Genomic DNA, 22,496 nt, shown 5'->3' with positions numbered 1-22,496 from the left:
TATGCGATCCCCCCGCATACGCGAGCTCCGCCATGCCGTGACACTGCTGGCCGCCGCCACGCTCACCCTGACCGCCTGCGGCTCGGGCGGCGACGGTGGCGACGGCGGAGGCACCGGCGGCGGCAAGGTCACCTTGACCTACCGGCTCTGGGACGACCAGCAGAAGGTGGGTTACGACAAGGTCATGGCGGCCTTCGAGAAGGCCAACCCGAACATCGACGTCAAGATCGAGCTGCTGCCGTACGACGAGTACTGGACCAAGCTCACCGCCGACGCGGTGGCCGGCACGGCGCCGGACGTGTTCTGGATGACGCCGTCGCAGTTCCCCGAGTACGTCACCAAGGGCGTCCTGGCCGACATGTCGCCCCTCAAGCTCGACACCACGAAATTTCATCCAACGGTGGTCGGGTCGTTTACCTACCAGGACAAGCTGTACGGCGTTCCCAAGGACTGGGGCATCGTCGGCCTGCTCTACAACAAGGATCTGTTCAAGAAGGCCGGTGTCGAGATGCCGGCCAGCCTCACCTGGAAGCCCGACGGCTCCGGCACCTTCCTGGAGACCGCGCGCAAGCTGACCGTGGACGAGGCCGGCAAGCACCCCGAGGACCCCGGATTCGACCCGGCCAAGGTCAAGACCTACGGCTTCGCCTCCTGGAACCACTACCAGACCCAGTGGATGAACTGGGTCAACTCCAACGGCGGCAAGCTGCTCGACAAGCCGTTCGGCAAGTACACCTTCAACGACGACGCCTCCGTGCAGGCCCTGCGGTTCGGCGTCGACCTGGTGAACAAGTACCACGTCTCGCCGCCCGCGACCCAGACGAACCCGCCCACCGGCAAGGTCACCGACATGTTCAAGGCGGGCGAGGTGGCGATGTTCCCGGCCAACAACGCGCTGCTGCCGTACGTCGCGCCGGAGGCGAACTTCGAGGTGGGCGTCGCCCTCATGCCCGAGGGCCCGGCCGGTCGCGCGGTCAACCTCAACGGCCTGTCGGAGGCCGTCTACGCCAAGAGCCAGCACCCCCAGGAGGCGATGAAGCTGGCCGCCTACCTCGGCACCGAGGAGCCGCAGAAGCTGATGGCCGCCGACGGCTACATCTTCCCCGCGCTCAACGGGCTCACCCAGGGCTACGTCGACTACTGGCAGAAGACCAAGAAGCTCGACGTCTCCCCGTTCGTCGAGGAATCGAAGGGCACCACGTTCCCGCTGCCCGTCACCACCGGGTTCACCGGCTTCGAGACCAAGCTCAACCAGATCTTCAACGAGATGTACCTCGGCAAGCTCGACCCCAAGCAGGCCGCGGACCAGGCCGTCACGGAAGGGAACGCGACCGTCAAATGATCAGCCGGCGCTCACTCCTCGCTGGGGGCGCCGGACTGGGACTGACCGCCGCACTGGGTGCCTCACCCGTGCGCGCGGTGGCCCGCCGTGCCCCGATCTCCGACCCCTTCCAGCTCGGCGTCGCCTCCGGCGAGCCGGCCCCCGACGGCGTGGTCCTCTGGACCCGCCTGGCCATGGACCCCGTGGCCCTCGACGGGCTCGGCGGCATGCCGTCGCGTCCGGTCCCCGTCGAATGGCAGCTCGCCAAGGACGAGAGCTTCCGCCATGTCGTACGACGCGGCGTCGAGACCGCCGGGCCGGAGGCGGCCCACAGCGTCCACGTCGAGCTCGACGGCCTGAACCCCGGCACCGAGTACTTCTACCGCTTCAAAGCGGCAGGCGAGATCTCCCCGGTGGGCCGTACCCTGACCACCCCCGCCCGCGGCACGCGCGGCCGCGCGCTCAACCTGTCGTTCACCTCCTGCGCCGACTACCAGACCGGCTGGTTCACCCCGTACCGCCGGATGGCCGAGGACCAGCCCGACCTGATCGCCTTCCTCGGCGACTACATCTACGAGTACGGCGACTACAAGTACCCGGTGCGCGACCAGGCCGGGGGAGAGTGCCTCGACCTGGCCGGATACCGGCTCAGGCACGCCCAGCACAAGGCCGACCCGGAGTCGCAATTAGCCCACGCCATCGCCCCCTGGGTGGTGGTGTGGGACGACCACGACATCGAGAACGCCTGGGCCGGCGACGTGCCCGAGCAGCCCGACCCGCCCTTCCTCAAGCGCCGGGCGGACGCCTTCCAGGCGTACTACGAGAACATGCCCCTGCGCCGCGCCCAGAAGCCGAACGGGGCCTCGCTCAAGCTGTACCGGAGCATCCGGTGGGGCGCGATCGCCAACCTGCACCTGTTGGACACCCGGCAGTACCGCGACATCTACGCCTGCACCGGCAAGAGCGGCACCGTCGGCGCCGACTGCCAGGAGCGCTTCGCCCCCAACCGGACCATCCTCGGCGCCGACCAGGAGGCCTGGCTCGACGGCGAGCTGCGCGGCTCCAAGGCCACCTGGGACCTGCTCGGCCAGCAGGTCTTCTTCATGGAGATGGACTGGACCAACGGCGAGGGCAAGGGCTACTCCAACGAGGGCTGGGACGGTTACGTCGCCTCCCGCAACCGCCTGGCCGCCGCCATCGACGACTACAAGCGCAACGGCGTCGTGCTCACCGGCGACGTGCACTCGCACTGGGCGGGCGAGATCAAGCGCGACTACCAGGATCCCGGGTCCAAGTCGGTCGCCGTCGAGCTCGTCACCACCTCGGTCACCAGCGCCGGCAACGGCCTGGACGAGTACCCGAACACGCAGGTGCTGCTCAACGAGAACCCGCACGTGAAGTTCTTCAACGGCCGCCGCGGCTATGTGCGGGCCAAGCTCACCGAGCAGGAGATGAAGGTCGACTTCCGCTCGCTCTCCCGCGTCACCGAGCCCTACGCCCCCGCCTACACCTCCGGCTCCTTCGTCATCGAGCCCGGCGATCCGGCGCTCCACCCAGCCTGACGGGACCCTCATGCGCACAACCACGGCCGCCCTCGCGGCGGCCCTCCTCACCCTGCCCTTAGTGCAGTTACCCGCCTCCGGTGACGCCGTGAGCGGGCCGCCGATGGGCTGGAGCAGCCGTTCGCTCGGCTGCTCGGTCTCGGAGGCGTCCGTACGGCAGGCGGCCGATGCCCTGGCCCCGCTCGCCCCGGCCGGCTACCGCCACGTCATCATCGACGACTGCTGGCTGGCCGCCCAGCGTACGGGCGGCGCGCTGGCCCCCGACGCCACCCGCTTCCCCTCCGGCGTCAAGGCGCTGGCCGACTACCTGCACGGCAAGGGGCTCAAGCTCGGCCTGAGCCTGTCGGCGGGCACCAAGGCGTGCTCCGGCGGCGGCCCCGGCTCCTACAAGAGCGAGACCGCCGACGCTGAGCAGGTCAAGGGCTGGGGCGTCGACTACGTCAAGTACGACTGGTGCAACATCCCGGCCGCCGACTTCCCCGGCCAGAACGTCCAGCAGATCGCCCAGACCCTCTACCCGCGCATGCGCCAGGCTCTCGGCGACGCGATCGCGTTCGCCATGAACAACGAGGACGGCAGCACCGTGCCGTGGCTCTGGGGCAAGGACGCGAAGGCCACCACCTGGCGGACCAACGTCTACAACAAGCCCATCTCCGATAGCTATTCGAACATGGTCGACATCTGGGAGTTCAACCAGCTCAGAGCCGAGTACGCGGGCCCCGGAAGCTGGGCGGACCCCGACCTGATCCAGGCGGGCCGGGGCGGCATGACCGACGCCGAGTACCGCACCCAGGTCAGCCTCTGGGCCGTCGGCGCCTCCCCGCTCATCCTCCAGGCCGACCCGGCCAAGGCGCCGCCGGCGATCGTCGCCAACCCCAAGGTGATCGCCGTCGACCAGGACACGCTGGGCGTCCAGGGCCGGTTCGTGACCTCCGACGGCTGGTACCACGTGCTGGCCAAGCCCCTGGCCAACGGGGATCAGGCGATCCTGCTGTTCAACGAGAGCGACCGGGCGGCGACGATCTCCACCCGGCTGAAGCCCGCCCGCTACCGCGTCGAGGAGCTGTGGACCGGCGCGGTCACCACCACGGCGGGCGACCTGGCGGCCCAGGTGCCCGCCCACGGATCCGTGCTGTACCGGGTGGGCGTGAGCCGGGAGCAGGCCCCGCCCGCCGTGCTGGTGGAGACGGACCCGGCCACCGGGCCGGGCGAGGACCACCTGTCCGTGCTGGAACCGGGCGTGGAACGGGAGGTCGTCACCAGGGTCACCAATACCGGGGGCACGGACCGGCTGCGCGACGTCGAGGTGGCGCTGGCCGTACCGGAGGGGTGGCGGGCCAGGGCGCGGACGGCCACCAGGACCGGGCGGCTGGACGGTGGCGAGACGTTCACCGTGAAGTGGGCGGTCACCCCGCCCGCCGCAGCGGAGCTCAAGGACTACGAGATCACCGCGACCGCCGCCAAGACCGCGGCCACCGCCGTCGTCAAGGTCGCGCGGGCGCCCGGATCCGGCCGTACGTACCTGAGCGACCTGCCCTGGACCCGCGTCGCGAACTACTTCGGCCCGGTCGAGAAGGACACCAGCAACGGCGAGAAGGCCGCCGGAGACGGCAAGCCGATCACCATCGAAGGGGTCAAGTACGCCAAGGGGCTCGGTGCCCACGCGCCCGCCGACATCGAGTTCTACACCGCCGGCCGCTGCTCGACCGTGGAGTTCCAGGCCGGGATCGACGACGAGGTGGGCACGGCGGGGTCGGCCGACCTCGAGGTCTGGGCCGACGGCGGCCGGGTCGCCCATTCGGGCGTCGTCACCGGCGCGCAGCCGGCCAGGAAGGTCACCGCGTCGGTGAAGGGCGCCACCTACGTCCGGCTGGTCGCGACCAACGGCGGCGACAACGCCACCTCCGACCATGCCGACTTCGCCGACGCCTCCATAACCTGCCAGTAGGAAGAGAGCTCATGATCGTTCCCAAGCCCGTCCGGTACGAGGTCCGGCAGGGGCGGTTCGTCCTCGACCGGGACACCGCTCTGACCGCGGAACCGGCGCTCGGCGGAGTCGCCTCCTGGCTGCGGGGCGAGCTGAGCCCGGTCGCCGGCGGCGAGCTGCTGCCGGGGCCGGGCTCGGGAACGATCACTCTCCGGCTCCGCGACGATCTGGCACCGGAGGCGTACCGGCTGAGCGTGGCCGACGACGGCGTCGTGATCGAGGGGGGCGGCCCGGCGGGGGCGTTCTACGGGGCGCAGACGCTGCGGCAACTGCTCCCGGCCGCCGCCTTCAGGAAGGCGTCAGCGGGCGGGCCGCTGGTGCTGCCCGCCGTCCTGATCGAGGACGAGCCGAGGTTCGGGTGGCGCGGCTGCATCCTCGACGTCGCCCGACATTTCATGACCAAGCATGATTTGCTGCGCTTCATCGATCTGATGGCGCTGCACAAGCTCAACATGCTGCACCTGCACCTCACCGACGACCAGGGCTGGCGCGTCGAGATCAAGCGCTACCCCCGGCTGACCGAGGTCGGCGCTTGGCGCAAGGAGAGCCAGACCGGCTGGAACGGCGCCATGGACGGCCGCCCGCACGGCGGCTACTACACCCAGGACGACCTGCGGGAGATCGTCGCCTACGCGGCACGCCGCTACATCACGGTCGTGCCGGAGATCGACCTGCCCGGCCACACCCAGGCCGCCATCGCCGCCTACCCCGAGCTGGGCAACCTCGACACCCCGCTGGAGGTGCGCACCACCTGGGGCGTCGGCGTGAACGTGCTGAACGTCGAGGACAGCACGGTCGCGTTCTTCCAGAACGTCTTCGACGAGGTGCTGGAGCTGTTCCCGAGCCCGTACGTGTGCGTCGGCGGCGACGAGTGCCGCAAGGACCAGTGGCGCGACAGCCCCGCCGCGCAGCGCCGCATCGGCGAGCTCGGGCTGCGGGACGAGGACGAGCTGCAGAGCTGGTTCATCCACCGCTTCGACGACTACCTGGCCGCGCGGGGACGCCGGCTGGTGGGCTGGGACGAGATCCTGGAAGGCGGCCTCGCGCCGGGCGCCGTGGTGGCCTCCTGGCGCGGCGACCTGGGGGCGGTGTCGGCGGCCCGCTCCGGGCACGACGTGATCACCTGCCCCAACACCTCCGTCTACTTCGACTACCGGCAGGGGCCGGGCGAGGACGAGCCGGTGCCGTTCGGGACCGTGCTGACGCTGGAGGACGTGTACGCCTTCGACCCGGTTCCGAAGGAGCTGCGCGACGATCCGGCCGGGGCGCGGGTCCTCGGGTCGCAGTGCGGTCTCTGGACCGAGCTGATCGACTCCAACCGGCGCCTGGAGTACATGGCCTTCCCGCGGGTGGCGGCGTTCGCGGAGACGGTGTGGAGCCCGGCCGCCCGGGACCTGGCCGACTTCCGCGTCCGGCTGGCGGCCCACCTGCCGCGGCTGGCCGCGATCGGGGTGGAGTACCGGCACGAGTCGGGGCCGCTGCCGTGGCAGACCCGGCCGGGCGTCCCCGGCCGGCCGGAGGACCCCGAGCGGTGGCAGGCCAAGATCGACGCCTGGACCAGCAACCTGCAGCGTTAGAGCTCCACCGGGCCGCCGCTGCGCCAGTAGACGTTGTCCTCCCTGGACAGCAGGCACTCGTCCACCAGATACCGCCGCAGAGCCGCGTAGTCATCGTGGAAGGCCCGCAGCGCGACGTTCACGTCCTTCTCCGGATAGCGGACACCGGGCTCGAACACCCGCGAGATGTACCGCAGCACCACGACCCGCTTCTCATGCTTCATCGGCATGGTCTTCAGCCGCCCGTCCACCAGGAACGTCTGCAGCAGCCGCTCCTCGGCGCTCACCTCGGGCTCGGGCTCGGCGGCCCGCGCCCGGAGCAGCTCGCGGAACTTCTCCGGCGTCGCCCGCCACTTGCCGTCCTCCTCCTGCACGGCCAGCCCGCCGGCGGCCAGCCGGGCCAGGACCTTGGGCGACAGCCCGTCGGTGACGCCGAGGACCAGGGAGGCGAATGCCCGCAACGTGTCGTCCTGGGCGAGCAGCCCGAGCACCCGCCTGTTCTCTCTGTCGCTCATTTGTATATTTTGTCCCATGATCCGTGAGCGAAGCGGGACGAGATCTCGGATAGCCCGCCAAATGTCCCGATCTTGAGACATTGCCATGACGGGATGACGAACTTAGCTATCGGAGACTTAGATAACAGGCGTGTGCCGGGGCGCCCTTGCCAGTCCGCTCCGGCACACGACTTATTTGTCAGAGCCTGTTGAGGCCCTGCACGTGCACCACCGCGCGGCCCTCCTCGTCGGAGCCGGCCAGGTCGATCTGCGCGTCGATGCCCCAGTCGCCGTCACCGGCCGGATCCTTGATGGTCTGGCGCACCTTCCACAGGCCGTCCTCCTCCTCGATGCGCAGCAACGCGGGACCCCGCGCGTCGGCGTCGGTGAAGATCTCCTCGTGGTCGGCGTAGTAGGCGTCGAGCGCCGCGCCCCAGTCGACGTCGGGCGCCAGCTCCGCCAGCTCGTCCTCCTTCTCGATGGCGCAGAGCTCGACCAGGCGGAACATCGCGTTGCGGACCAGCACCCGGAACGCCCGCGTGTTGGCGGTGACCGGGCGGACCTTGGCCTCGAGCTGGTCCTTGCGCTCCAGCGCCTCCTCGGGGTTGGCCAGCTTCTCCCACTCGTCGATGAGCGAGGAGTCGACCTGCCTGACCAGCTCGCCCAGCCACTCGATCAGGTCGATGAGGTCCTCGGTCTTGAGGTGCTCGGGGACCGTGCGTGACAGCGTCCGGTAGGCGTCGGCCAGGTAGCGCAGCACCGTGCCCTCCGACCTGGCCAGCTCGTAGAACTGGATGTAGTCGGCGAACGTCATCGCGCGCTCGTACATGTCGCGCACCACGCTCTTGGGGCTGACCGTGTAGTCGCCCACCCACGGATGCCCGCGCCGGTAGGTCTCGTACGCCCCGAGCAGCAGGTCTTCGAGCGGCATCGGGTACATGACCTCGGCGAGCTGCTCCATCCGCTCCTCGTACTCGATGCCGTCGGCCTTCATCTGCCCGATGGCCTCGCCCCTGGCCTTCTTCAGCTGGGCCGACAGGATCTGGCGCGGGTCGTCGAGGATGGACTCGACGATCGACACGATGTCGAGGGCGTAGCTCGGCGAGTCGTGGTCGAGCAGGTCGAAGGCGGCCAGCGCGAACGTGGACAGCGCCTGGTTGAGCGCGAAGTCCTCCTGCAGGTCGATCGTCAGCCTGGCCCGCCGGCCCTGCTCGTCGGCCTCGGCGAGCTGCTCGACGATGCCGCCCGCCAGCAGCGACCGGTAGATGGCGATGGCCTGGCTGATGTGCCGCCGCTGCCACTTGCGGTCCTCGTGGTTGTCGGTGAGCAGGTGCTTCATCGCCTGGAAGCAGTCGCCGGGCCGGTTGATGACCGCCAGCAGCATGGCGTTGGTGACCTTGAACCGGGAGTTGAGTGGCTCGGGCTCGGCGGTCTGCAGCTTCTCGAACGTCTCCTCGCTCCAGCCGACGAACCCCTCCGGCGGCTTCTTGCGGGCGTAGCCGCGCCGCCGCTTCGGGTCGTCGCCGATCTTCGCCAGCGCCTTGGCGTTCTCGACGTCGTGCTCGGGCGCCTGGCAGGCGACGTAGCCGATCGTGTCGAAGCCCGCCCGCCCGGCCCGCCCGGCGATCTGGTGGAACTCGCGGGCGCGCAGGCGGCGCACCTTGTTGCCGTCGTACTTGGACAGCGCGGTGAACAGCACGGTCCGGATCGGCACGTTGACGCCGACGCCGAGGGTGTCGGTGCCGCAGATGACCTTCAGCAGCCCGGCCTGGGCCAGCCGCTCCACCAGCCGCCGGTATTTGGGCAGCATCCCGGCGTGGTGGACGCCGATGCCGTGCCGGACGAGCCGGGACAGGGCCCGGCCGAACCGGGTGGTGAAGCGGAAGCCGCCGATCAGCGTGGCGATGGCCTCCTTCTCGGCCTTCGTCGCCATGTTGATCGACATCAGGGACTGCGCCCGCTCCATGGCGGCGGCCTGGGTGAAGTGCACGACGTAGACCGGGGCCTGGCCGGTGCGGAGCATCTCCTCCAGCGTCTCGTGCAGGGGCGTCATCCGGTAGGAGTAGATCAGCGGCACCGGCCGCTCGGCGTGCTTGACGACCGCGGTGGGCCGCCCGGTGCGCCGGGTCAGGTCGCGCTCGAACATCGAGACGTCGCCGAGCGTCGCCGACATCAGCACGAACTGGACGTTCGGCAGCTCCAGCAGCGGCACCTGCCAGGCCCAGCCCCGGTCGGGCTCGGCGTAGAAGTGGAACTCGTCCATGACGACCTGGCCGATGTCGGCCGCCGCGCCGTCGCGCAGCGCCACGTTGGCCAGGATCTCGGCCGTGCAACAGATGATCGGGGCGCCCGGGTTGACGCTGGCGTCGCCGGTCATCATGCCGACGTTCTCGGTGCCGAAGACGGAGACGAGGTCGAAGAACTTCTCCGAGACCAGCGCCTTGATCGGCGCGGTGTAGAAGGTGCGGATGTCCCTGGTCAGCGCGGCGAAGTGGGCACCCGCCGCGACCAGGCTCTTTCCGGAGCCCGTCGGGGTGGCCAGGATCACGTTGCTCCCGGAGACGACCTCGATGAGCGCCTCCTCCTGAGCGGGATAGAGCGTGAGCCCCCGTTCGGAGTTCCAGGTAACGAACGCGTCGAAAATGGCGTCCGGGGCGGCGTCGATCTCTTCCGGCAGGCGGTCAACGAGGAGGCTCACACCCTCTATCCTGCCGAAGTTTGCTGGATGGTCGAACCCAACCCGGTCCGATAGTGCCCGGTGGCCGTCCTATATCGCCGTGCTAGGCGAGTTCGAGCTGGTAGAGGATGGTGTCGATCCACCGCCCGTGCTTGAACCCGACCGCCTTCAATCGGCCTGCCTCCGCGAACCCGAACGCGGCGTGCAGCTTCAGCGACGCCGGATCGCCGCCGTCGGCGATCACCGCGATCATCTGCCGGGCACCGGCCTCGGAGGCAAGGGAGATCAGTTCGGCGAGCAGCCGCCGGCCCAGTCCGCGCCCGGTCGCGCCGGGAGAGAGGTAGATCGTGTCCTCGACGGTGTGCCGGTAGGCGGGCTTGGGGCGGTAACGCCCGCAGTAGGCGAACCCCAGTACCCGATCGCCCTCCTTGGCCACCAGGAACGGCAGGCCCACCTCGGCGATCGCCGCCGCCTTCAGCCGCCACGCCTCGGTGTCGAGGGGCGTCTCGTCGAAGGTCGCCACCGAATCCATCACATAGTGCGCGTAGATCTCGGCGACAGCGGGCAGGTCGGCTTCGGACAAGGGCTGGATGAGCGTCATGTGACCATATTCTTCGAGGATTCGGATGACCGCCGTGTTTCCGAATCCTCACACGCGGGTCCTCGGACCCGTAAGCAGCAGCCCGCCCAGGATCGCCAGGACCGCCAGGAACGGCGTGTTGCCGGGCGCGAACCCCGCCACGGTCAGCGCCAGCAGCCCGCCGCCGACCAGCGCCGCCGAGGTGAGCGCGCCGCGCCACGTGGCCTCGCCGTACGGCAGCGCCGGCGGCTCCTCGAACCGGGAGAAGGCCTTCAGCAGCGGCCACATCACCAGGCAGAGCGCTCCGAACCAGATCGGCCACCCGGCGAACCAGCCCAGGCCGCCCGGCGCCGGGGTGTCGATGCCGAGGCCGACGACGACCACGCCGGTGACCGCGAACAGCGCCGGCATGTGCCACAGGTAGACGGTCATGATGCGCGGCCCCGCCCAGGCCAGCAGCTTCTCGGTCCGCAGCCGCAGGATCCACGGCCGCAGCAGCGTGGCCAGCCCGATCTGGCCGACCGAGACGGCCAGCATGGCCAGCGTCGGCGGGGCCATGTTCGACACCTCGGCGCCGGGCAGGCCGATCATGCTGCCCGGGTACGGGCCGAACGCCACGAGCAGCGCCGCGGCCCCGAACCCGCCGATCGCCATCAGCCCGGGGCGCGTCAGCCGTCCTTCGGCGTACCGGAAACCGAGCTGGTGCACCGCCAGCCAGACGAACACGATGTTGAGGTAGCCCAGCGCGTCCAGCCCGGTCGAGAACCGCAGCACGTCCGTCAGCACCGCCCCGGCCCCCAGGACGACCGGGACGAGCAGGCCGTACCTGTCGTGCAGCCTCATCATGTACGGAGTGGCCGTGACCGCGATCAAGTAGACGGCGAGGAACCACAGGAGCTGGCCGGTGATCGTCGAGCCCACCTCCAGCGGCTGCGTGGGCACGCCCAGAGTGACCAGCAACTGGGGGAGCGGGATCCAGACCGCGGCCAGCGGCAGGATGGGCCAGGCCAGCCGGCGCAGCCGGGTGGCCAGCCACCGCGGCCCCCCGTGCGCCGCCCGGCCGAAGCTGATGGCGTTGGCGGCGCCGCCCGCGAAGAACACCAGCGGCATCACCTGGCTCACCCAGGTCACCACCCACACTCCCGGCGTCGACAGGGCGTTGCCGGTCGTCAGGCGGGCCCCGTCGAAGGCGAGCACCGGGATCGTCCAGTGCTGCAGCACCACCAGCGCCATGCCGAACACCCGCAGGATGTCGATGAACGGGTCCCTGACCGTCGCCCTCTTCGCCGGGGCGGGGCGGACCGGTACAGCGGCCGCCGGCAAAGGTGCCGGGTGGTCGAGCAACGCGGTCATGGGGGGCCTCGATTCATCCGGGAAGGTGAGGCCTCAAGACTCCCGCCGCGCCCGCTCCGGCACAGTGCCGTGAGCCGCCGTATTGGAGGCAAGATCACACCACCACGGAAGGTAGGGCAGGCCCTACCGCCATATACCGGCGCACCGGGTCGATCCGGGCGTGCCAGAGTCGTACCGTGAACGCCATGCGCTCCCTCATGAGACGTGTCCTCCTGGACACCCGCTACACGCTGGTCGGCTTCCCCACGGCCGTCATCGCCTTCGTGCTCCTGGTCGCCGGCATGGCCGCCGGTGTGAGCACGACGATCGTGTGGATCGGCGTGCCGCTGCTCGCGGGGACGCTCATGATCGCCCGGGGTTTCGCGGACGCGGAGCGCGGCTGGCTCTCCGACGTGCTCAAGCGACCGCCGGTACGCCCCCGCTACAAGCCCGCGCCCGCCGGGGCCGGCCGGTTCCGCCGGCTGGTGAACCCGATGACCAGCGGGCAGTCATGGCTCGACCTGCTGCACGGGATCATCAACTTCCCGCTGGCCATCGTGTCGTTCGTGCTGACCGTGGTGTTCTGGGCGCTGCCGATCGCCGGGCTGACCTACCCCCTGTACGGCCTCATCACCTCGCGCATCCCCGACAACGTCGAGCTGCCCGAGCTGCTCGGAATCGGGCGGGGCTACTGGGTGAACTCGGTCTTCTACGTCGTCCTCGGCCTGATCGGCCTGCTCATCATGCCGATCATGACGCGCGGCTCCGCGCTGCTGCGGTCCGGGATCGGCCGGGCGCTGCTGACCGGCGTCGCCGAGCTGCAGGAGCGCATCGACGACCTGGCCGAGGGCCGGGCCGCGGCCGTCTCCGCCGAGGCCAACGCGCTGCGCAAGCTGGAGCGCGACATCCACGACGGCCCACAGCAGCGCCTGGTCTCGCTGGCCATGGAGCTGTCCAGGGCGCAGCGGCAGATGAGTAAGGACCCCGACGCCGCGCAGGCCACGATCAGCTCGGCGATCACCGCCACCCGCGAGACGCTCGACGAGCTGCGCGCCCTGTCACGCGGCATCGCGCCGCCCATCCTGTCCGACCGCGGCCTCGCCCCGGCGCTCGCCGCCCTCGCCGGGCGCTGCACCATCCCGGTCGATCTCGACGTGCAGACCGTCCAGCGCTACCAGGCCGCGGTCGAGAACGCCATCTACTTCGTCGTCGCCGAGACGCTCACGAACGTCGCCAAGCACAGCCGCGCCACCATCTGCACGATCCAGCTCATCCGCATCGGTGACATTCTCATGCTCACCATCGGGGATGATGGGGTCGGCGGCGCACACGTCGCCAAGGGACACGGTCTCGCCGGTCTGGCCGACCGGCTCCGCGCAGTCGACGGGGAGCTGGCCGTGCAGTCACCGGACGGCGGGCCGACTGTGATCGTGGCGGAGGTGCCGTGCGCGTAGTCGTGGCCGATGACGCGGTATTGATCAGGGAGGGCCTGGTCAGGCTGCTCGAAGAGTTCGGCTGCGAGGTGGTCGCGACCGTCGGTGACGGGGACGGGCTCGTCGAGGCGGTGGCCGAGCACCGGCCGGACGTGTCGGTGGTCGACGTGCGGATGCCGCCGTCGTTCACCGACGAGGGGCTCAGGGCCGCCGTGGAGGCGCGCCGCCGGGTCCCGGGGGCGCCGGTGCTGATCCTGTCGCAGTACGTCGAGGTCTCCTACGCCGACGACCTGCTCGCCGACGCCCGGGGCGCCGTGGGCTACCTGCTGAAGGACCGGGTCGTGGACGTGGACGAGTTCATGGAGGGCCTCCGGCGGGTCGCCGCAGGGGGGACCGTGTTCGATCCTCAGGTGGTGTCCCAATTGATGGTGCGCAGGCGCAGGGACGACCCGTTGGCGCAGCTCACGCCGCGCGAGCGGGAGGTGCTCGAGCTGATGGCTGAGGGGAAGTCCAATCCCGCCATCGGCAGGCAGCTCGTCATCAGCGACGGGGCCGTGGAGAAGCACATCAGGAGCATCTTCAGCAAGCTCGGACTCTACGCCGACGACAGCGATCAGCATCGGCGCGTGCTGGCCGTACTCGCCTATCTGCGGTCCTGACCCGGTCTGCGGCCCTGACCCGCTCGCTCGATCTCCGCGCGCCGGAGCGCTGGCCGGTCCGCGCGGCGTCGCGCGCGGACCTGGCCGCCCGGTGGTCAGCCGAGCGCGTCGACCAGCTTCTTGCGCTGCTGGGCGCCCAGGCCGCCGAGGCGGCGCTTCTCGTCGACGCCGGCCTCCTCCATCAGCGCGGTGGCCTTGGCCGGGCCGACGCCCTTGACCGCGCGCAGGGCCTGCGACACCTTGATCTTCTTGGCGATGTCGTCATCGCGCTCCAGCAGCTGCGCGAAGGTCAGCTCACCGGCCTTGACCTTGGCCAGCAGAGCGGTGCGAGCCGCGCGTGCCTCCGCGGCCTTCTCCAGAGCCGCCTTGCGCTGCTCGGGGGTGAGAATGGGAAGTGCCATCTCGGTTCTCCTTGGGGAATGTGGGATCGGGGATTCTGTAACCCGTAGTGCAGTGGCTAATCATGGCGGATACCAGCGGTTCGTGTTGTGGAAAGCGCCCGCTCAGCGTGTGTGCCACGTCGAAGCGGCCGCCTCGGCGCGCGTCACGTCCCGCGTGACCATGCCGCCGCCGGCTCCTGTGCCGCCGACCACGCGTTCCTCCACACCGTAGCCCGCCTGGGGGGAGAAGCCACCTCAGAGGGGACCTGAAATGGTCTCTTACCAGGTCGTACGGCTCCCCGCCAGCCGGTGCCGGCTCGGCCGGGGCCGCCGGGCCGGCTCAGCAAGATCACGAATCGTATGGGTGGTTTGCGCCCTTGCGCGTGGTATCCGTCACATTCGCCGTTCGGGCGTGTCGTGGGCGGTGAAAGCGGGCGGGCGACGCTCCGGCGAGGCGGGGCTGCAGGACGTCGACCAGCACCTCGACGTACGATGACGGCATGGGGGTGTCCTTAAAGCGGGAGGTCAGGATGCTGAACCAAGCCTTCCCCTACCTCGCGAACCCGCGGCCGAGCCCGTCGGCCGGGTCGCTCTCGGCTGCCTTAGGCGGCCCGGTGGGCGGGGTGTCTACCCGCCGCCGTGCCAGGATTCGACGCCGGAGACGGTGAGGAACATGTCGAACACCGACTCCATGGCGCCGACCAGCGGACCGTGCCAGCCCAGGGCCGAGGGGCCTATCACAGGTGGCCGCTCGCCGCGGATCGTCATCAGACCGCGGCCGAATGACTCCATCAAGGTGGGGAGCGCTCGATCGTACAGGTCGACGCCCAGGCCGGACAGGGTCACCACCGCCGGATCGTGCGCGTTCACCAGCGCCGCCAGCCCTCGGCCGAGTGCCCGCGCGTTCGTCGCGACCGCACGCAGCGCCGCCCCGCCATCCGGCCGGCCGTCCGAGACCGGGACCTGGCCGCTCTTCGAGCCGCCGTTCGTCACGGCGTCCGTTTCAGCGCCTGTCTCGGCTGCGGCGAGGATGCGGCGGGCGTCGTCGCGGCCCTGGCCGCCGCCGTACGCCAGGCCCATGTGGCGCAGGAGCGCGTTCGCTCCGACCTCCAGCCCCCAGCAGCCGTGCGCGCCGCACATGCAGGGCGCGTCGCCGCCCGTGAGCGGCATGTGGCCGAACTCGGCGCCCATCCCGCCGGCCCCCTCCAGCGGGCGGCCGTCCACCACGAGCACGCCGCCCAAGTCGAAGTCCACATGGACGTGCAGCCCCACCCCGATCCCACGCAAGCGCCCCCGCCGCGCCTCGGCCAAAGCCGCGAAGGCCGTGTCGTTCCCCACCCGCGGCCCGCCCGGGACCGCGGCACCGAGGTCGAGCAGCGCGGGTACGTCCACCGAGCGCCAGCGCAGGTGTGCCACGTCCACCAGGCCGCCGTCGCGCACCGGCCCCGCCACGGCCACGCCCACCCCGATCACCCGGGACCCGAGCCGCCCGAGCTGCTTGCGCAGCACTTCACCCAGCGGCCCGAGGGCCCCCTCCGGCGTGCCGTCGTGCCGCCGTACCTCCAGCACCGTGGCCCGGCCGCCCAGCTCGCACGCCGCGACCTCCCACGAGTCCTCCCGGACGTCCACGGCCAGCGCCAGCGGCCCCTCGGGGTGCGGGCCCGGCACCTGCGTGGGCCGTCCTCTGCCGTGCTCGGCCGACGGCTCCTCATGCAGCAGCCGGTCGTCGACCAGGCCACTGACCAGCACCGACGCCGTACCTCGGGCCAACCCCAGGTCCTGGGTCAGCTTCGACCGGGTGCGGGTCGCGCCGCAGTCGTGGACCGCCCGCAGCAGTCGCACCCGGTTGTACGCCCGTAGGCCGGCGCTGGTCGTCGCACCGTTCATCACCATTGTGTGCGCCTCATCCGGGTTATTATGCTCTAGCCGTGAACAAAAGAGACGCCAAGCGCGCCCGTATTGCAGTCTTCTCCTTTTTCTTTCTCAGCGGGTTGGTGATGGGCCTGTGGGCGGCGGGGTTGCCGTCGCTCAACGACCGCTTGGAGCTCGGCCCGGCCAGGCTCGGCAGCGTCCTGCTGCTGGTGTCGTGCGGCGCGCTGGTGTCGATGCTGGTGGCGGGGCCGCTCGTGGACAGGTGGTCGAGCCGGGTCGTCTGCTGGGTCGGCGGCCCGCTGTCGGCGGCCGTCCTGCTCGGGCCCGCCCTCGCCTCCTCCTACCTGGCGCTGGCCGTGCTGGCCGTGGTGTTCGGGATCGGCCTGGGAGTGACCGAGGTGGCCATGAACTCCCACTCGGTCGAGGTCGAACGCGTCTACGGCCGGCCGATCATCTCGGCCTTCCACGGCACGTGGAGCCTGGGCGGTGCCGCTGGCGGCGCGCTGACCGCCGGGGCGCTGAAGGCCGGGCTGGACCCGCAGGCGCTGCTGGTGGGGGCGGCGATCGTGGTGCCGTTCCTGTACGTGCCGGCCGCCCGGCTGCTGCTGCCGGACCCGCCCCAGCACGTCACCGGGGACGCGGCCACCGCACCCGAGGCAAGCCCGCTGCGCTGGGGGTTGGTCGCGCTGCTCGGTGTCGCCGCGTTCGCCGGGCACCTGAGCGAGGGCGCGGCCATCGACTGGGCCGCCCTGCACGCTCGCTGGGTGCTGCACACCGACCCCGCCGCCGCGCCGCTCGCCTACACGATCTTCTCGGTGGCCATGACGACCGTGCGGCTGCTGGGTGATCCGATCCGGGCGCGTCTCGGCTCCGTGCGCACGATCCAGCTCGCCGGGCTGGTCGCCACCTTCGGATACGCGCTCGTCCTCGTCGCGCCGCTCGCCGGTGACGGGCTCCAGGTGGTGTGCGCGTGGACCGGCTGGGCGCTCGCGGGCGTCGGGCTGGCCACCGTCGTTCCGGTGATCTTCAGCGCGGTGGGCGCGGCGGGCAACCGGGTCGGCCGCGCGCTGGCCCTGGTCACGGCGTTCGGCTACAGCGGGCTGCTGGTGGGGCCCGCGCTGCTCGGCTTCCTCGCGCAGACCTGGTCGCTGCGGGTCGCGCTGATCCTCCCGGCCCTGCTGGCCGCCGCCGTCGCCCTCGCGGGCACGCCCGCCATCCGCGCCCTGATCCGCACCTCCGCCTCTGCCCCCGTCCCGGCCGAAGCGCCCTGATCCGCACCCCCGCTCCCGCCCCCGTCCCGGCCTGCGCGCGCTGATCCGACCCGATCCGGTACGGAGGGCGGGCCATTCCTCCACGGGCCGTCCCTCCACCGGCCGGAGCCCCAGGTGGGGGCTTGACCTGGCGTTATGTGATCGTGACTTGACCCCATACGTAACGTGCATGTTTCATGTGCCACACGCCGTAAACGTTTACAGCGATTTTACGGAATCATCGACGCGCATGGAAGGAGAGCGGTGGCCGACGGACCCACGATCACCACGATCGCCGAGCGCGCGGGCGTCTCCATCGCCTCGGTCTCGCGGGTGCTGAACGGCCTGCCGACCAGGCAGGAGACCGTGCGCAAGGTGATGGCCGCCGCCGATGAGCTCGGCTACGTACGCAACGCCGTGGCCAGATCGCTCAAGTCGCGCCGCACGCACCAGGTCGCATTCGCCATGGCCGACGTCGGCAACCCGGCCTACCTGGCCATGCTGCGGGAGATTCAGCCCGTGCTCAAGGCGGCCGGCTACCGGCTGGTGCTGCACTCCACCGACGCCGTCGCCGCCGACGAGATCGACGTGCTGCACAGCCTCGGCGAGCGCTACGTCGACGGGCTGATCATGAGCCCGCTGCGCGTCACCGAGACGCACCTGCGGATGCTCGCCACCGCCCGGGCGCCCGTCGTGATCATCGGCTCGGTGCCCGAGGGGACGCGGGTCGACAACGTACGCGCGGACTCGCGCACCGGCGTCCGGCTCGCCATCGACCACCTGTACGCCCTCGGCCGCCGCCGGATCGGGATGGTCAACGGCCCGCTCGACACCGTGCCCGGAGCCGCCCGCGGCGCCGCCTACCGTGAGGCGCTGGAGGCGGTCGGCCTGCGGTACGACGAGCGACTGGTGGAGATCGGCGACTTCTACCGCGAGGAGGGCCGGCGCGCGGTGGCGGCGCTGCTGCGGCGGGTGCCCGACATCGACGCGCTGATGTGCGCCAACGACCTGATCGCGCTGGGCGCGCTCGACGTGCTGCGCGCCGCGGGCAAGCGGGTGCCGCAGGACGTGGCGGTGGTCGGCATGGACGACACCGACCTGGCCGCCGCCTCCTGGCCGTCGCTCACCAGCGTCTCGCTGGGCTCCGCCGAACGCGGCAAGGCCGCCGCCGAACTGCTGCTCGACCGGCTGCGACACGGCGACCGCGAGCCCCGCCTGGTCACCGTCCTGCCCCGCCTGGTGGTCCGCGCGTCCACCGCGGGCGAGGCGTCCGAAGGAGGAAGGTCTTCATGACGGTGACCGCGACCAGGCCCGCGCAGGCGCCGCGGCGCAGGCGTAAGGGCGGCGTCTCGCGGCAGAACCGCGAGATGTGGGTGCTCATGCTGCCCGCGCTGGTGCCGGTCCTGCTGTTCAGCGTGGGCCCGCTGCTGTACGGCATCGGCCTGGCCTTCACCGACGCCGAGTCGGGCCGCAACCACGTCACCAGCTTCGTCGGCCTGGAGAACTTCGGCACCCTGCTCGCCGACGAGGACTTCTGGGCGTCGATCAGGATCGGCCTGATCTGGGCCGTGTCGGTGACCGTGCTGCAGTTCCTGGCCTCTCTGGGACTGGCGCTGCTGCTCAACCAGCAGCTGTGGTTCAGGGGGCTGGCCCGGGTGCTGGCCGTGGTGCCGTGGGCGATGCCGCCCGTGGTCATCGGCCTGATGTGGCGGCTGGTCTACCACCCCGACGCCGGGATCGTGAACACCACGTTCGGCACCGACATCAACTGGCTCGCCGACTTCAACTGGGCCCTGCCCGCCATCATCGTCATGGGCGTCTGGAGCGGCATGCCGCAGACCACGGTCGTGCTCCTGGCCGGCCTGCAGGGCATCCCCAGGGAGCTCTACGAGGCGGGCGAGGTCGACGGCGCGGGTAGCTGGCGGAAGTTCTGGAGCATCACGCTGCCGCAGTTGCGGCCGGTCATCGTCACCATCACCTCGCTCGACTTCGTGTGGAACGTCAACCAGTTCACCCTCGTCTACGTGCTCACGCAGGGTGGTCCCGGAGGGCGGACGAGGCTGCCGATGCTGTTCGCCTACGAGGAGGCGTTCCGCTACGGCTTCTTCGGCTACGCGGCGACCATGGGCGTCACCATCGTGATCGTCGTGCTGGGCCTGCTCGGCTTCTATCTCTGGCGGCAGATGCGGGAGGCGTCATGAAGAAGATCCCGCAGTACGCGGCACTCCTGGCCTACATGGTCTTTCTGGCGTTCCCGCTGGTGTGGCTGCTGTCCACGGCGCTCAAGACGCCGCAGGAGATGGCCAACCTGCACCCGACGTGGATCCCGGACCGGCCGACGCTGGCCAACTTCACCGACGCGTTCGGTGAGCAGGACCTGGTGGGGGCGGGACTGCGCAGCCTGATCGTGGCCCTGTCCAGCTCGGTGCTGACGGTGGCCGTCTCCCTGCCGGCCTCCTACGCGCTGGCCCGTTACCAGGGCGTGCTCAAGCGGGTGGCGCTCGGGTGGGTGCTGGTCAGCCAGGTGTTCCCGTTCATCCTGATCATCATCCCGCTGTTCATGGTGCTCAAGCAGCTCGACCTGGTGAACACCCTGTTCGGCCTGGTGGTCGTGCACGTGACGTTCACGCTGCCGTTCGCGCTGTGGATGCTCCAGGGGTACGTGCGGTCCGTGCCGCGCGAGCTGGAGGAGGCCGCGGCCATGGACGGCGCGACCCGCGTCCGGTCGATCATCAGCATCGTCGCGCCGCTGCTCGCGCCGGGCGTGGTGGCGACGCTGCTCTTCTCGTTCATCTCCTCGTGGAACGAGTTCCTGTTCGCGCTCGTGGTCCTCAAGGACCCCGATGTGATGACGCTGCCACTGACGCTGGTGAGGTTCACCGGCCCTGAGGGAGTGTCGAGGCTCGGCCCGCTGGCCGCGGCGTCGCTCATGGCGACGATCCCGAGCCTGATCTTTTTCGCAATCATCCAGCGACGGCTGAGGTCCGGCCTGATGGCCGGCGCTGTGAAGGGCTAGGAGGCTCTTATGCGTATCAAATCCGCGTTGGCGGCGGCGGCGATCGTCGCCTTGGCCGCCGGGTGCGGTGGGGGCGGTGGCGGCGCGAGCTCCGGCGAGTCCGCCAAGCCCGGAGAGCCGGTCAAGCTCAACTTCCTCAGCCTCGCCTGGCAGAAGGAGTCGGTCGCGGCCAACAAGCAGCTCGTCGACGAGTGGAACAAGGCCAACCCGGCCATCCAGGTCACCTACGTCCAGGGCAGCTGGGACAACGTCAACGACCAGCTCGTCACCTCCTTCGAGGGCGGCGACCCGCCGGACGTCATCCACGACGACTCCCCGGCCCTGTCGGGCTTCGCCTCCAAGGGCTACCTGCTCGACCTCAAGGACAAGGTGCCCGCCGACCTCAAGAGCGACATCCCGCAGCCCGCCTGGGACACCGTCACCTTCGACGACGGCAAGGGCAACCAGGGCGTGTACGGCGTGCCGTTCCTGCAGGAGTCGCAGGTCATCATCGCCAACAAGAAGCTGCTCGACGCCGCCAAGGTGCGCGTCCCCACCTCCGACAACCCCTGGACGTGGGACGAGTTCGCCGAGATCAGCAAGAAGCTGACCAAGAGCGGCGCGTACGGCGTCGCCTGGCCGATGAAGTCGCCGGTCAACAAGACGCTCAACCTGGCGCTCAACTTCGGCGGAACCTTCTTCCAGACCACCGACGGCAAGACGACCGTCAAGGTGGGCCCGGAGGAGAAGCAGGTACTCCAGCGCATCCACGACCAGCTCTACAAGGACAAGTCCGCCGACACCTCGGCGCTCGGCATGGGCACCGCCGACCCGCTGCCCGGCTTCTTCGCCGGCAAGTACGCGATGCTGCCGGTCGGCGTCTACCTGCGTCAGCAGGTCGTCGAGCAGGCGCCCAAGGGCTTCGACTGGGTCACGCTCCCGCCGCTGAAGGGCACCACCAGCGACCAGGGCGCGGTCTCGCAGACCCTGTCCGTCGCCGCCGACAGCAAGCACCCGGACGAGGCGCTGAAGTTCATCTCCTTCTTCCTGAACGGCCCCAACCAGGCCAAGCTCGCCAAGGGCGACTGGCTGCTGCCCACCTCCACCAAGGCCGCCGCCGACCCGGCGATGACCACCAAGGAGAACGGCTGGGACGTGGCCACCGCCTCCGGCAAGAACCTCGTCGTGGCGCCGTTCCTCAAGGTCAACGGGTTCGACGAGTGGAAGAGCAAGGTCGCTACGCCGGTCCTGCAGCAGTACTACGCCAACAAGATCTCGATCGACGACGCGGCGGCGAAGCTGGTGGCGGACGGTAACAAGGTGCTGGAGCGGTACCAGCGGTGACTTATCGCGACAGGGCCCGGGGGTGTCTGCTCGGCCTCGCGGCCGGCGACGCCCTCGGGGCGCCCGCGGAGAACCTCACGCCGGCGGAGATCCGCCGGCGCTGGGGCCGGCTCACCGAGATCGAGGGCGGCGGGACCGACGACACCGAGTACGCCATCTTCGCCGCCTCGCTGCTGGTCCGGCACGGGCACGCACTGACCTCGGCCGACGTGGCCCACGCCTACCGGACGGAGATCATCCCGCTGGTGACGGGGCCGATGCGCGGCGCCGGGTTCTCCGAACTCGGCACCATCGAGGCGCTCAGGCGCGGGCTGGAACCGCCGCTGACCGGGCTCGTGCACCAGCACGGCTGGTCCGACGGGCTGGCCATGCGGGCGGCGCCGTACGGCGTGTTCTGCCCCGGCGACCCGGCGGAGGCCGCCCGGCTCGTCGAGCAGGACGGGCGGGTCAGCCAGTCGGGGGAGGGCGTGCTGGGCGGGCGGGCCGTCGCCGGGGCGGTGGCCGCCGCGATGACCGGCGCCGCGCCGCAGGAGGTGGTGGCCGCCGCGCTGTCGGTGATCCCCGCGGACTCGTGGACGGCGCGCGACATCGTACGGGCCCGCGATGTGGTGCGGGCCTCCGACGTTGTGCGAGCCCGCGATGCGGTGCGAGGTGGCGACGTCGTGCGAGGCCGCGACAGTGTGCCGGGCGGCCAGGTGGCCGTCTCAGGTGACGACGAGCTGCCGGTCGTCGAAGCGCTTCACCAGGCCGTCGTGGTCGAGCATTATCCCTGGACCGACGTGGCGCCCGAGGCCGTGGCGCTCGCCCTGGCCGCGTACCTGGTGGGCGGCGGCGACGTCGAGACCACCGTCACGTTCGGGGTGAGCCTCGGCCGCGACGCCGACACCATCGGTGCCATCGCCGGTGCCATCGCGGGTGCCGGGCAGGGGCGGGACGGCGTCCCGGAACGCTGGGCGAGCAGGATAGGCCCGGTGACGGGTAAATGCCTGCCCGTCGTGGCGGGCAGGCACGTGCTGGACGTCGCCGACGAACTGGCGGAAGGACTGTAGGAACT

General features: G+C 70.5%; 18 protein-coding genes. 12 read left to right on the top strand and 6 right to left on the bottom strand.

Annotation, left to right across the window (positions count from 1 at the left end; genetic code table 11):
• The first annotated feature begins 1 nt into the window (after position 1).
• The 4 genes from KLK06_RS29100 to KLK06_RS29085 are packed head-to-tail and all read left to right on the top strand — an operon-like array spanning position 2 to position 6,447.
• A complete protein-coding gene (locus tag KLK06_RS29100) occupies positions 2–1,342 on the top strand; it encodes a sugar ABC transporter substrate-binding protein (RefSeq protein WP_214638821.1) in 1,341 nt (446 codons plus the stop codon).
• The gene (locus KLK06_RS29095; RefSeq protein WP_214638820.1) at positions 1,339–2,883 is read left to right on the top strand and encodes an alkaline phosphatase; all 1,545 of its coding nucleotides are present in this window, start codon (positions 1,339–1,341) and stop codon (positions 2,881–2,883) included. The genes KLK06_RS29100 and KLK06_RS29095 overlap by 4 nt, the downstream gene beginning before the upstream one ends.
• Before the next feature lie 10 nt (positions 2,884–2,893).
• Complete coding sequence (locus KLK06_RS29090) at positions 2,894–4,831, top strand: NPCBM/NEW2 domain-containing protein (protein WP_214638819.1); 1,938 nt, start codon at positions 2,894–2,896, stop codon at positions 4,829–4,831.
• An 11-nt stretch (positions 4,832–4,842) separates the two neighbouring features.
• Positions 4,843–6,447, top strand: a complete 1,605-nt coding sequence (locus KLK06_RS29085) for a beta-N-acetylhexosaminidase (protein ID WP_214638818.1) — start codon at positions 4,843–4,845, stop codon at positions 6,445–6,447.
• On the opposite strand, the gene KLK06_RS29080 is transcribed toward KLK06_RS29085, so the two are convergent.
• The 4 genes from KLK06_RS29080 to KLK06_RS29065 form a co-directional block, all read right to left on the bottom strand.
• Positions 6,444–6,941, bottom strand: coding sequence for a DUF2087 domain-containing protein (locus KLK06_RS29080; RefSeq protein ID WP_214638817.1), 498 nt, complete (start codon positions 6,939–6,941; stop codon positions 6,444–6,446). The genes KLK06_RS29085 and KLK06_RS29080 overlap by 4 nt on opposite strands.
• A 178-nt stretch (positions 6,942–7,119) precedes the next feature.
• Entirely contained in the window at positions 7,120–9,627 is a 2,508-nt protein-coding gene (locus KLK06_RS29075) for an RNA helicase (protein WP_214639008.1), read from the bottom strand.
• Positions 9,628–9,700: 73 nt separating this feature from the next.
• Positions 9,701–10,198 (bottom strand): GNAT family N-acetyltransferase, encoded by a 498-nt coding sequence (locus tag KLK06_RS29070; RefSeq protein ID WP_214638816.1) that lies wholly within the window; start codon positions 10,196–10,198, stop codon positions 9,701–9,703.
• Between the two features lie 48 nt (positions 10,199–10,246).
• Positions 10,247–11,530 (bottom strand): acyltransferase, encoded by a 1,284-nt coding sequence (locus tag KLK06_RS29065; RefSeq protein ID WP_214638815.1) that lies wholly within the window; start codon positions 11,528–11,530, stop codon positions 10,247–10,249.
• 197 nt (positions 11,531–11,727) lie between these two features.
• On the opposite strand from KLK06_RS29065, the gene KLK06_RS29060 reads away from it, so the two are divergent.
• Together KLK06_RS29060 and KLK06_RS29055 are read left to right on the top strand one after the other, a co-directional pair.
• On the top strand, positions 11,728–12,963 hold the full coding sequence (locus KLK06_RS29060) for a sensor histidine kinase (RefSeq protein WP_250906169.1): 1,236 nt from the start codon (positions 11,728–11,730) through the stop codon (positions 12,961–12,963).
• Entirely contained in the window at positions 12,954–13,601 is a 648-nt protein-coding gene (locus KLK06_RS29055; protein WP_214638813.1) for a response regulator transcription factor, read from the top strand. The genes KLK06_RS29060 and KLK06_RS29055 overlap by 10 nt, the downstream gene beginning before the upstream one ends.
• 95 nt (positions 13,602–13,696) lie before the next feature.
• Here KLK06_RS29055 and mihF read toward each other — a convergent pair whose 3' ends face one another.
• Positions 13,697–14,002 carry an integration host factor, actinobacterial type gene (gene mihF, locus KLK06_RS29050; protein ID WP_214638812.1) on the bottom strand — a complete coding sequence of 102 codons (306 nt, stop codon included), beginning with the start codon at positions 14,000–14,002 and terminating at the stop codon, positions 13,697–13,699.
• Positions 14,003–14,608: 606 nt separating this feature from the next.
• On the bottom strand, positions 14,609–15,868 hold the full coding sequence (locus KLK06_RS29045) for an ROK family protein (protein ID WP_214638811.1): 1,260 nt from the start codon (positions 15,866–15,868) through the stop codon (positions 14,609–14,611).
• A gap of 41 nt (positions 15,869–15,909) precedes the next feature.
• On the opposite strand from KLK06_RS29045, the gene KLK06_RS29040 reads away from it, so the two are divergent.
• From KLK06_RS29040 to KLK06_RS29015, 6 genes are all read left to right on the top strand, one after another.
• Complete coding sequence (locus KLK06_RS29040) at positions 15,910–17,124, top strand: MFS transporter (RefSeq protein ID WP_308168497.1); 1,215 nt, start codon at positions 15,910–15,912, stop codon at positions 17,122–17,124.
• A gap of 243 nt (positions 17,125–17,367) precedes the next feature.
• Entirely contained in the window at positions 17,368–18,396 is a 1,029-nt protein-coding gene (locus tag KLK06_RS29035; protein ID WP_214638810.1) for a LacI family DNA-binding transcriptional regulator, read from the top strand.
• Positions 18,393–19,304, top strand: coding sequence for a carbohydrate ABC transporter permease (locus KLK06_RS29030; protein ID WP_214638809.1), 912 nt, complete (start codon positions 18,393–18,395; stop codon positions 19,302–19,304). The genes KLK06_RS29035 and KLK06_RS29030 overlap by 4 nt, the downstream gene beginning before the upstream one ends.
• Positions 19,301–20,119: a carbohydrate ABC transporter permease gene (locus KLK06_RS29025; protein WP_214638808.1), complete on the top strand. Its 819-nt coding sequence runs from the start codon at positions 19,301–19,303 to the stop codon at positions 20,117–20,119. Before KLK06_RS29030 ends, KLK06_RS29025 begins: the two co-directional genes overlap by 4 nt.
• A gap of 9 nt (positions 20,120–20,128) precedes the next feature.
• Entirely contained in the window at positions 20,129–21,442 is a 1,314-nt protein-coding gene (locus KLK06_RS29020) for a sugar ABC transporter substrate-binding protein (protein WP_214638807.1), read from the top strand.
• Positions 21,439–22,491 (top strand): ADP-ribosylglycohydrolase family protein, encoded by a 1,053-nt coding sequence (locus tag KLK06_RS29015; RefSeq protein WP_214638806.1) that lies wholly within the window; start codon positions 21,439–21,441, stop codon positions 22,489–22,491. The genes KLK06_RS29020 and KLK06_RS29015 overlap by 4 nt, the downstream gene beginning before the upstream one ends.
• Positions 22,492–22,496: the final 5 nt, after the last annotated feature.

This window comes from Nonomuraea sp. NEAU-A123, from assembly GCF_018603905.1.
Taxonomy (GTDB): domain Bacteria; phylum Actinomycetota; class Actinomycetes; order Streptosporangiales; family Streptosporangiaceae; genus Nonomuraea.
This window is presented reverse-complemented; position numbering and strand designations above follow the sequence as displayed.

What these genes read in the sequence shown, in the direction of transcription:
- KLK06_RS29100 (WP_214638821.1), top strand. Translation starts at nt 2, where the DNA reads ATGCGATCCCCCCGCATACGCGAGCTCCGCCATGCCGTGACACTGCTG.
- KLK06_RS29095 (WP_214638820.1), top strand. Translation starts at nt 1,339, where the DNA reads ATGATCAGCCGGCGCTCACTCCTCGCTGGGGGCGCCGGACTGGGACTG.
- KLK06_RS29090 (WP_214638819.1), top strand. Translation starts at nt 2,894, where the DNA reads ATGCGCACAACCACGGCCGCCCTCGCGGCGGCCCTCCTCACCCTGCCC.
- KLK06_RS29085 (WP_214638818.1), top strand. Translation starts at nt 4,843, where the DNA reads ATGATCGTTCCCAAGCCCGTCCGGTACGAGGTCCGGCAGGGGCGGTTC.
- KLK06_RS29080 (WP_214638817.1), bottom strand. Translation starts at nt 6,941, where the DNA reads ATGAGCGACAGAGAGAACAGGCGGGTGCTCGGGCTGCTCGCCCAGGAC.
- KLK06_RS29070 (WP_214638816.1), bottom strand. Translation starts at nt 10,198, where the DNA reads ATGACGCTCATCCAGCCCTTGTCCGAAGCCGACCTGCCCGCTGTCGCC.
- KLK06_RS29065 (WP_214638815.1), bottom strand. Translation starts at nt 11,530, where the DNA reads ATGACCGCGTTGCTCGACCACCCGGCACCTTTGCCGGCGGCCGCTGTA.
- KLK06_RS29060 (WP_250906169.1), top strand. Translation starts at nt 11,728, where the DNA reads ATGAGACGTGTCCTCCTGGACACCCGCTACACGCTGGTCGGCTTCCCC.
- mihF (WP_214638812.1), bottom strand. Translation starts at nt 14,002, where the DNA reads ATGGCACTTCCCATTCTCACCCCCGAGCAGCGCAAGGCGGCTCTGGAG.
- KLK06_RS29045 (WP_214638811.1), bottom strand. Translation starts at nt 15,868, where the DNA reads ATGAACGGTGCGACGACCAGCGCCGGCCTACGGGCGTACAACCGGGTG.
- KLK06_RS29030 (WP_214638809.1), top strand. Translation starts at nt 18,393, where the DNA reads ATGACGGTGACCGCGACCAGGCCCGCGCAGGCGCCGCGGCGCAGGCGT.
- KLK06_RS29025 (WP_214638808.1), top strand. Translation starts at nt 19,301, where the DNA reads ATGAAGAAGATCCCGCAGTACGCGGCACTCCTGGCCTACATGGTCTTT.
- KLK06_RS29020 (WP_214638807.1), top strand. Translation starts at nt 20,129, where the DNA reads ATGCGTATCAAATCCGCGTTGGCGGCGGCGGCGATCGTCGCCTTGGCC.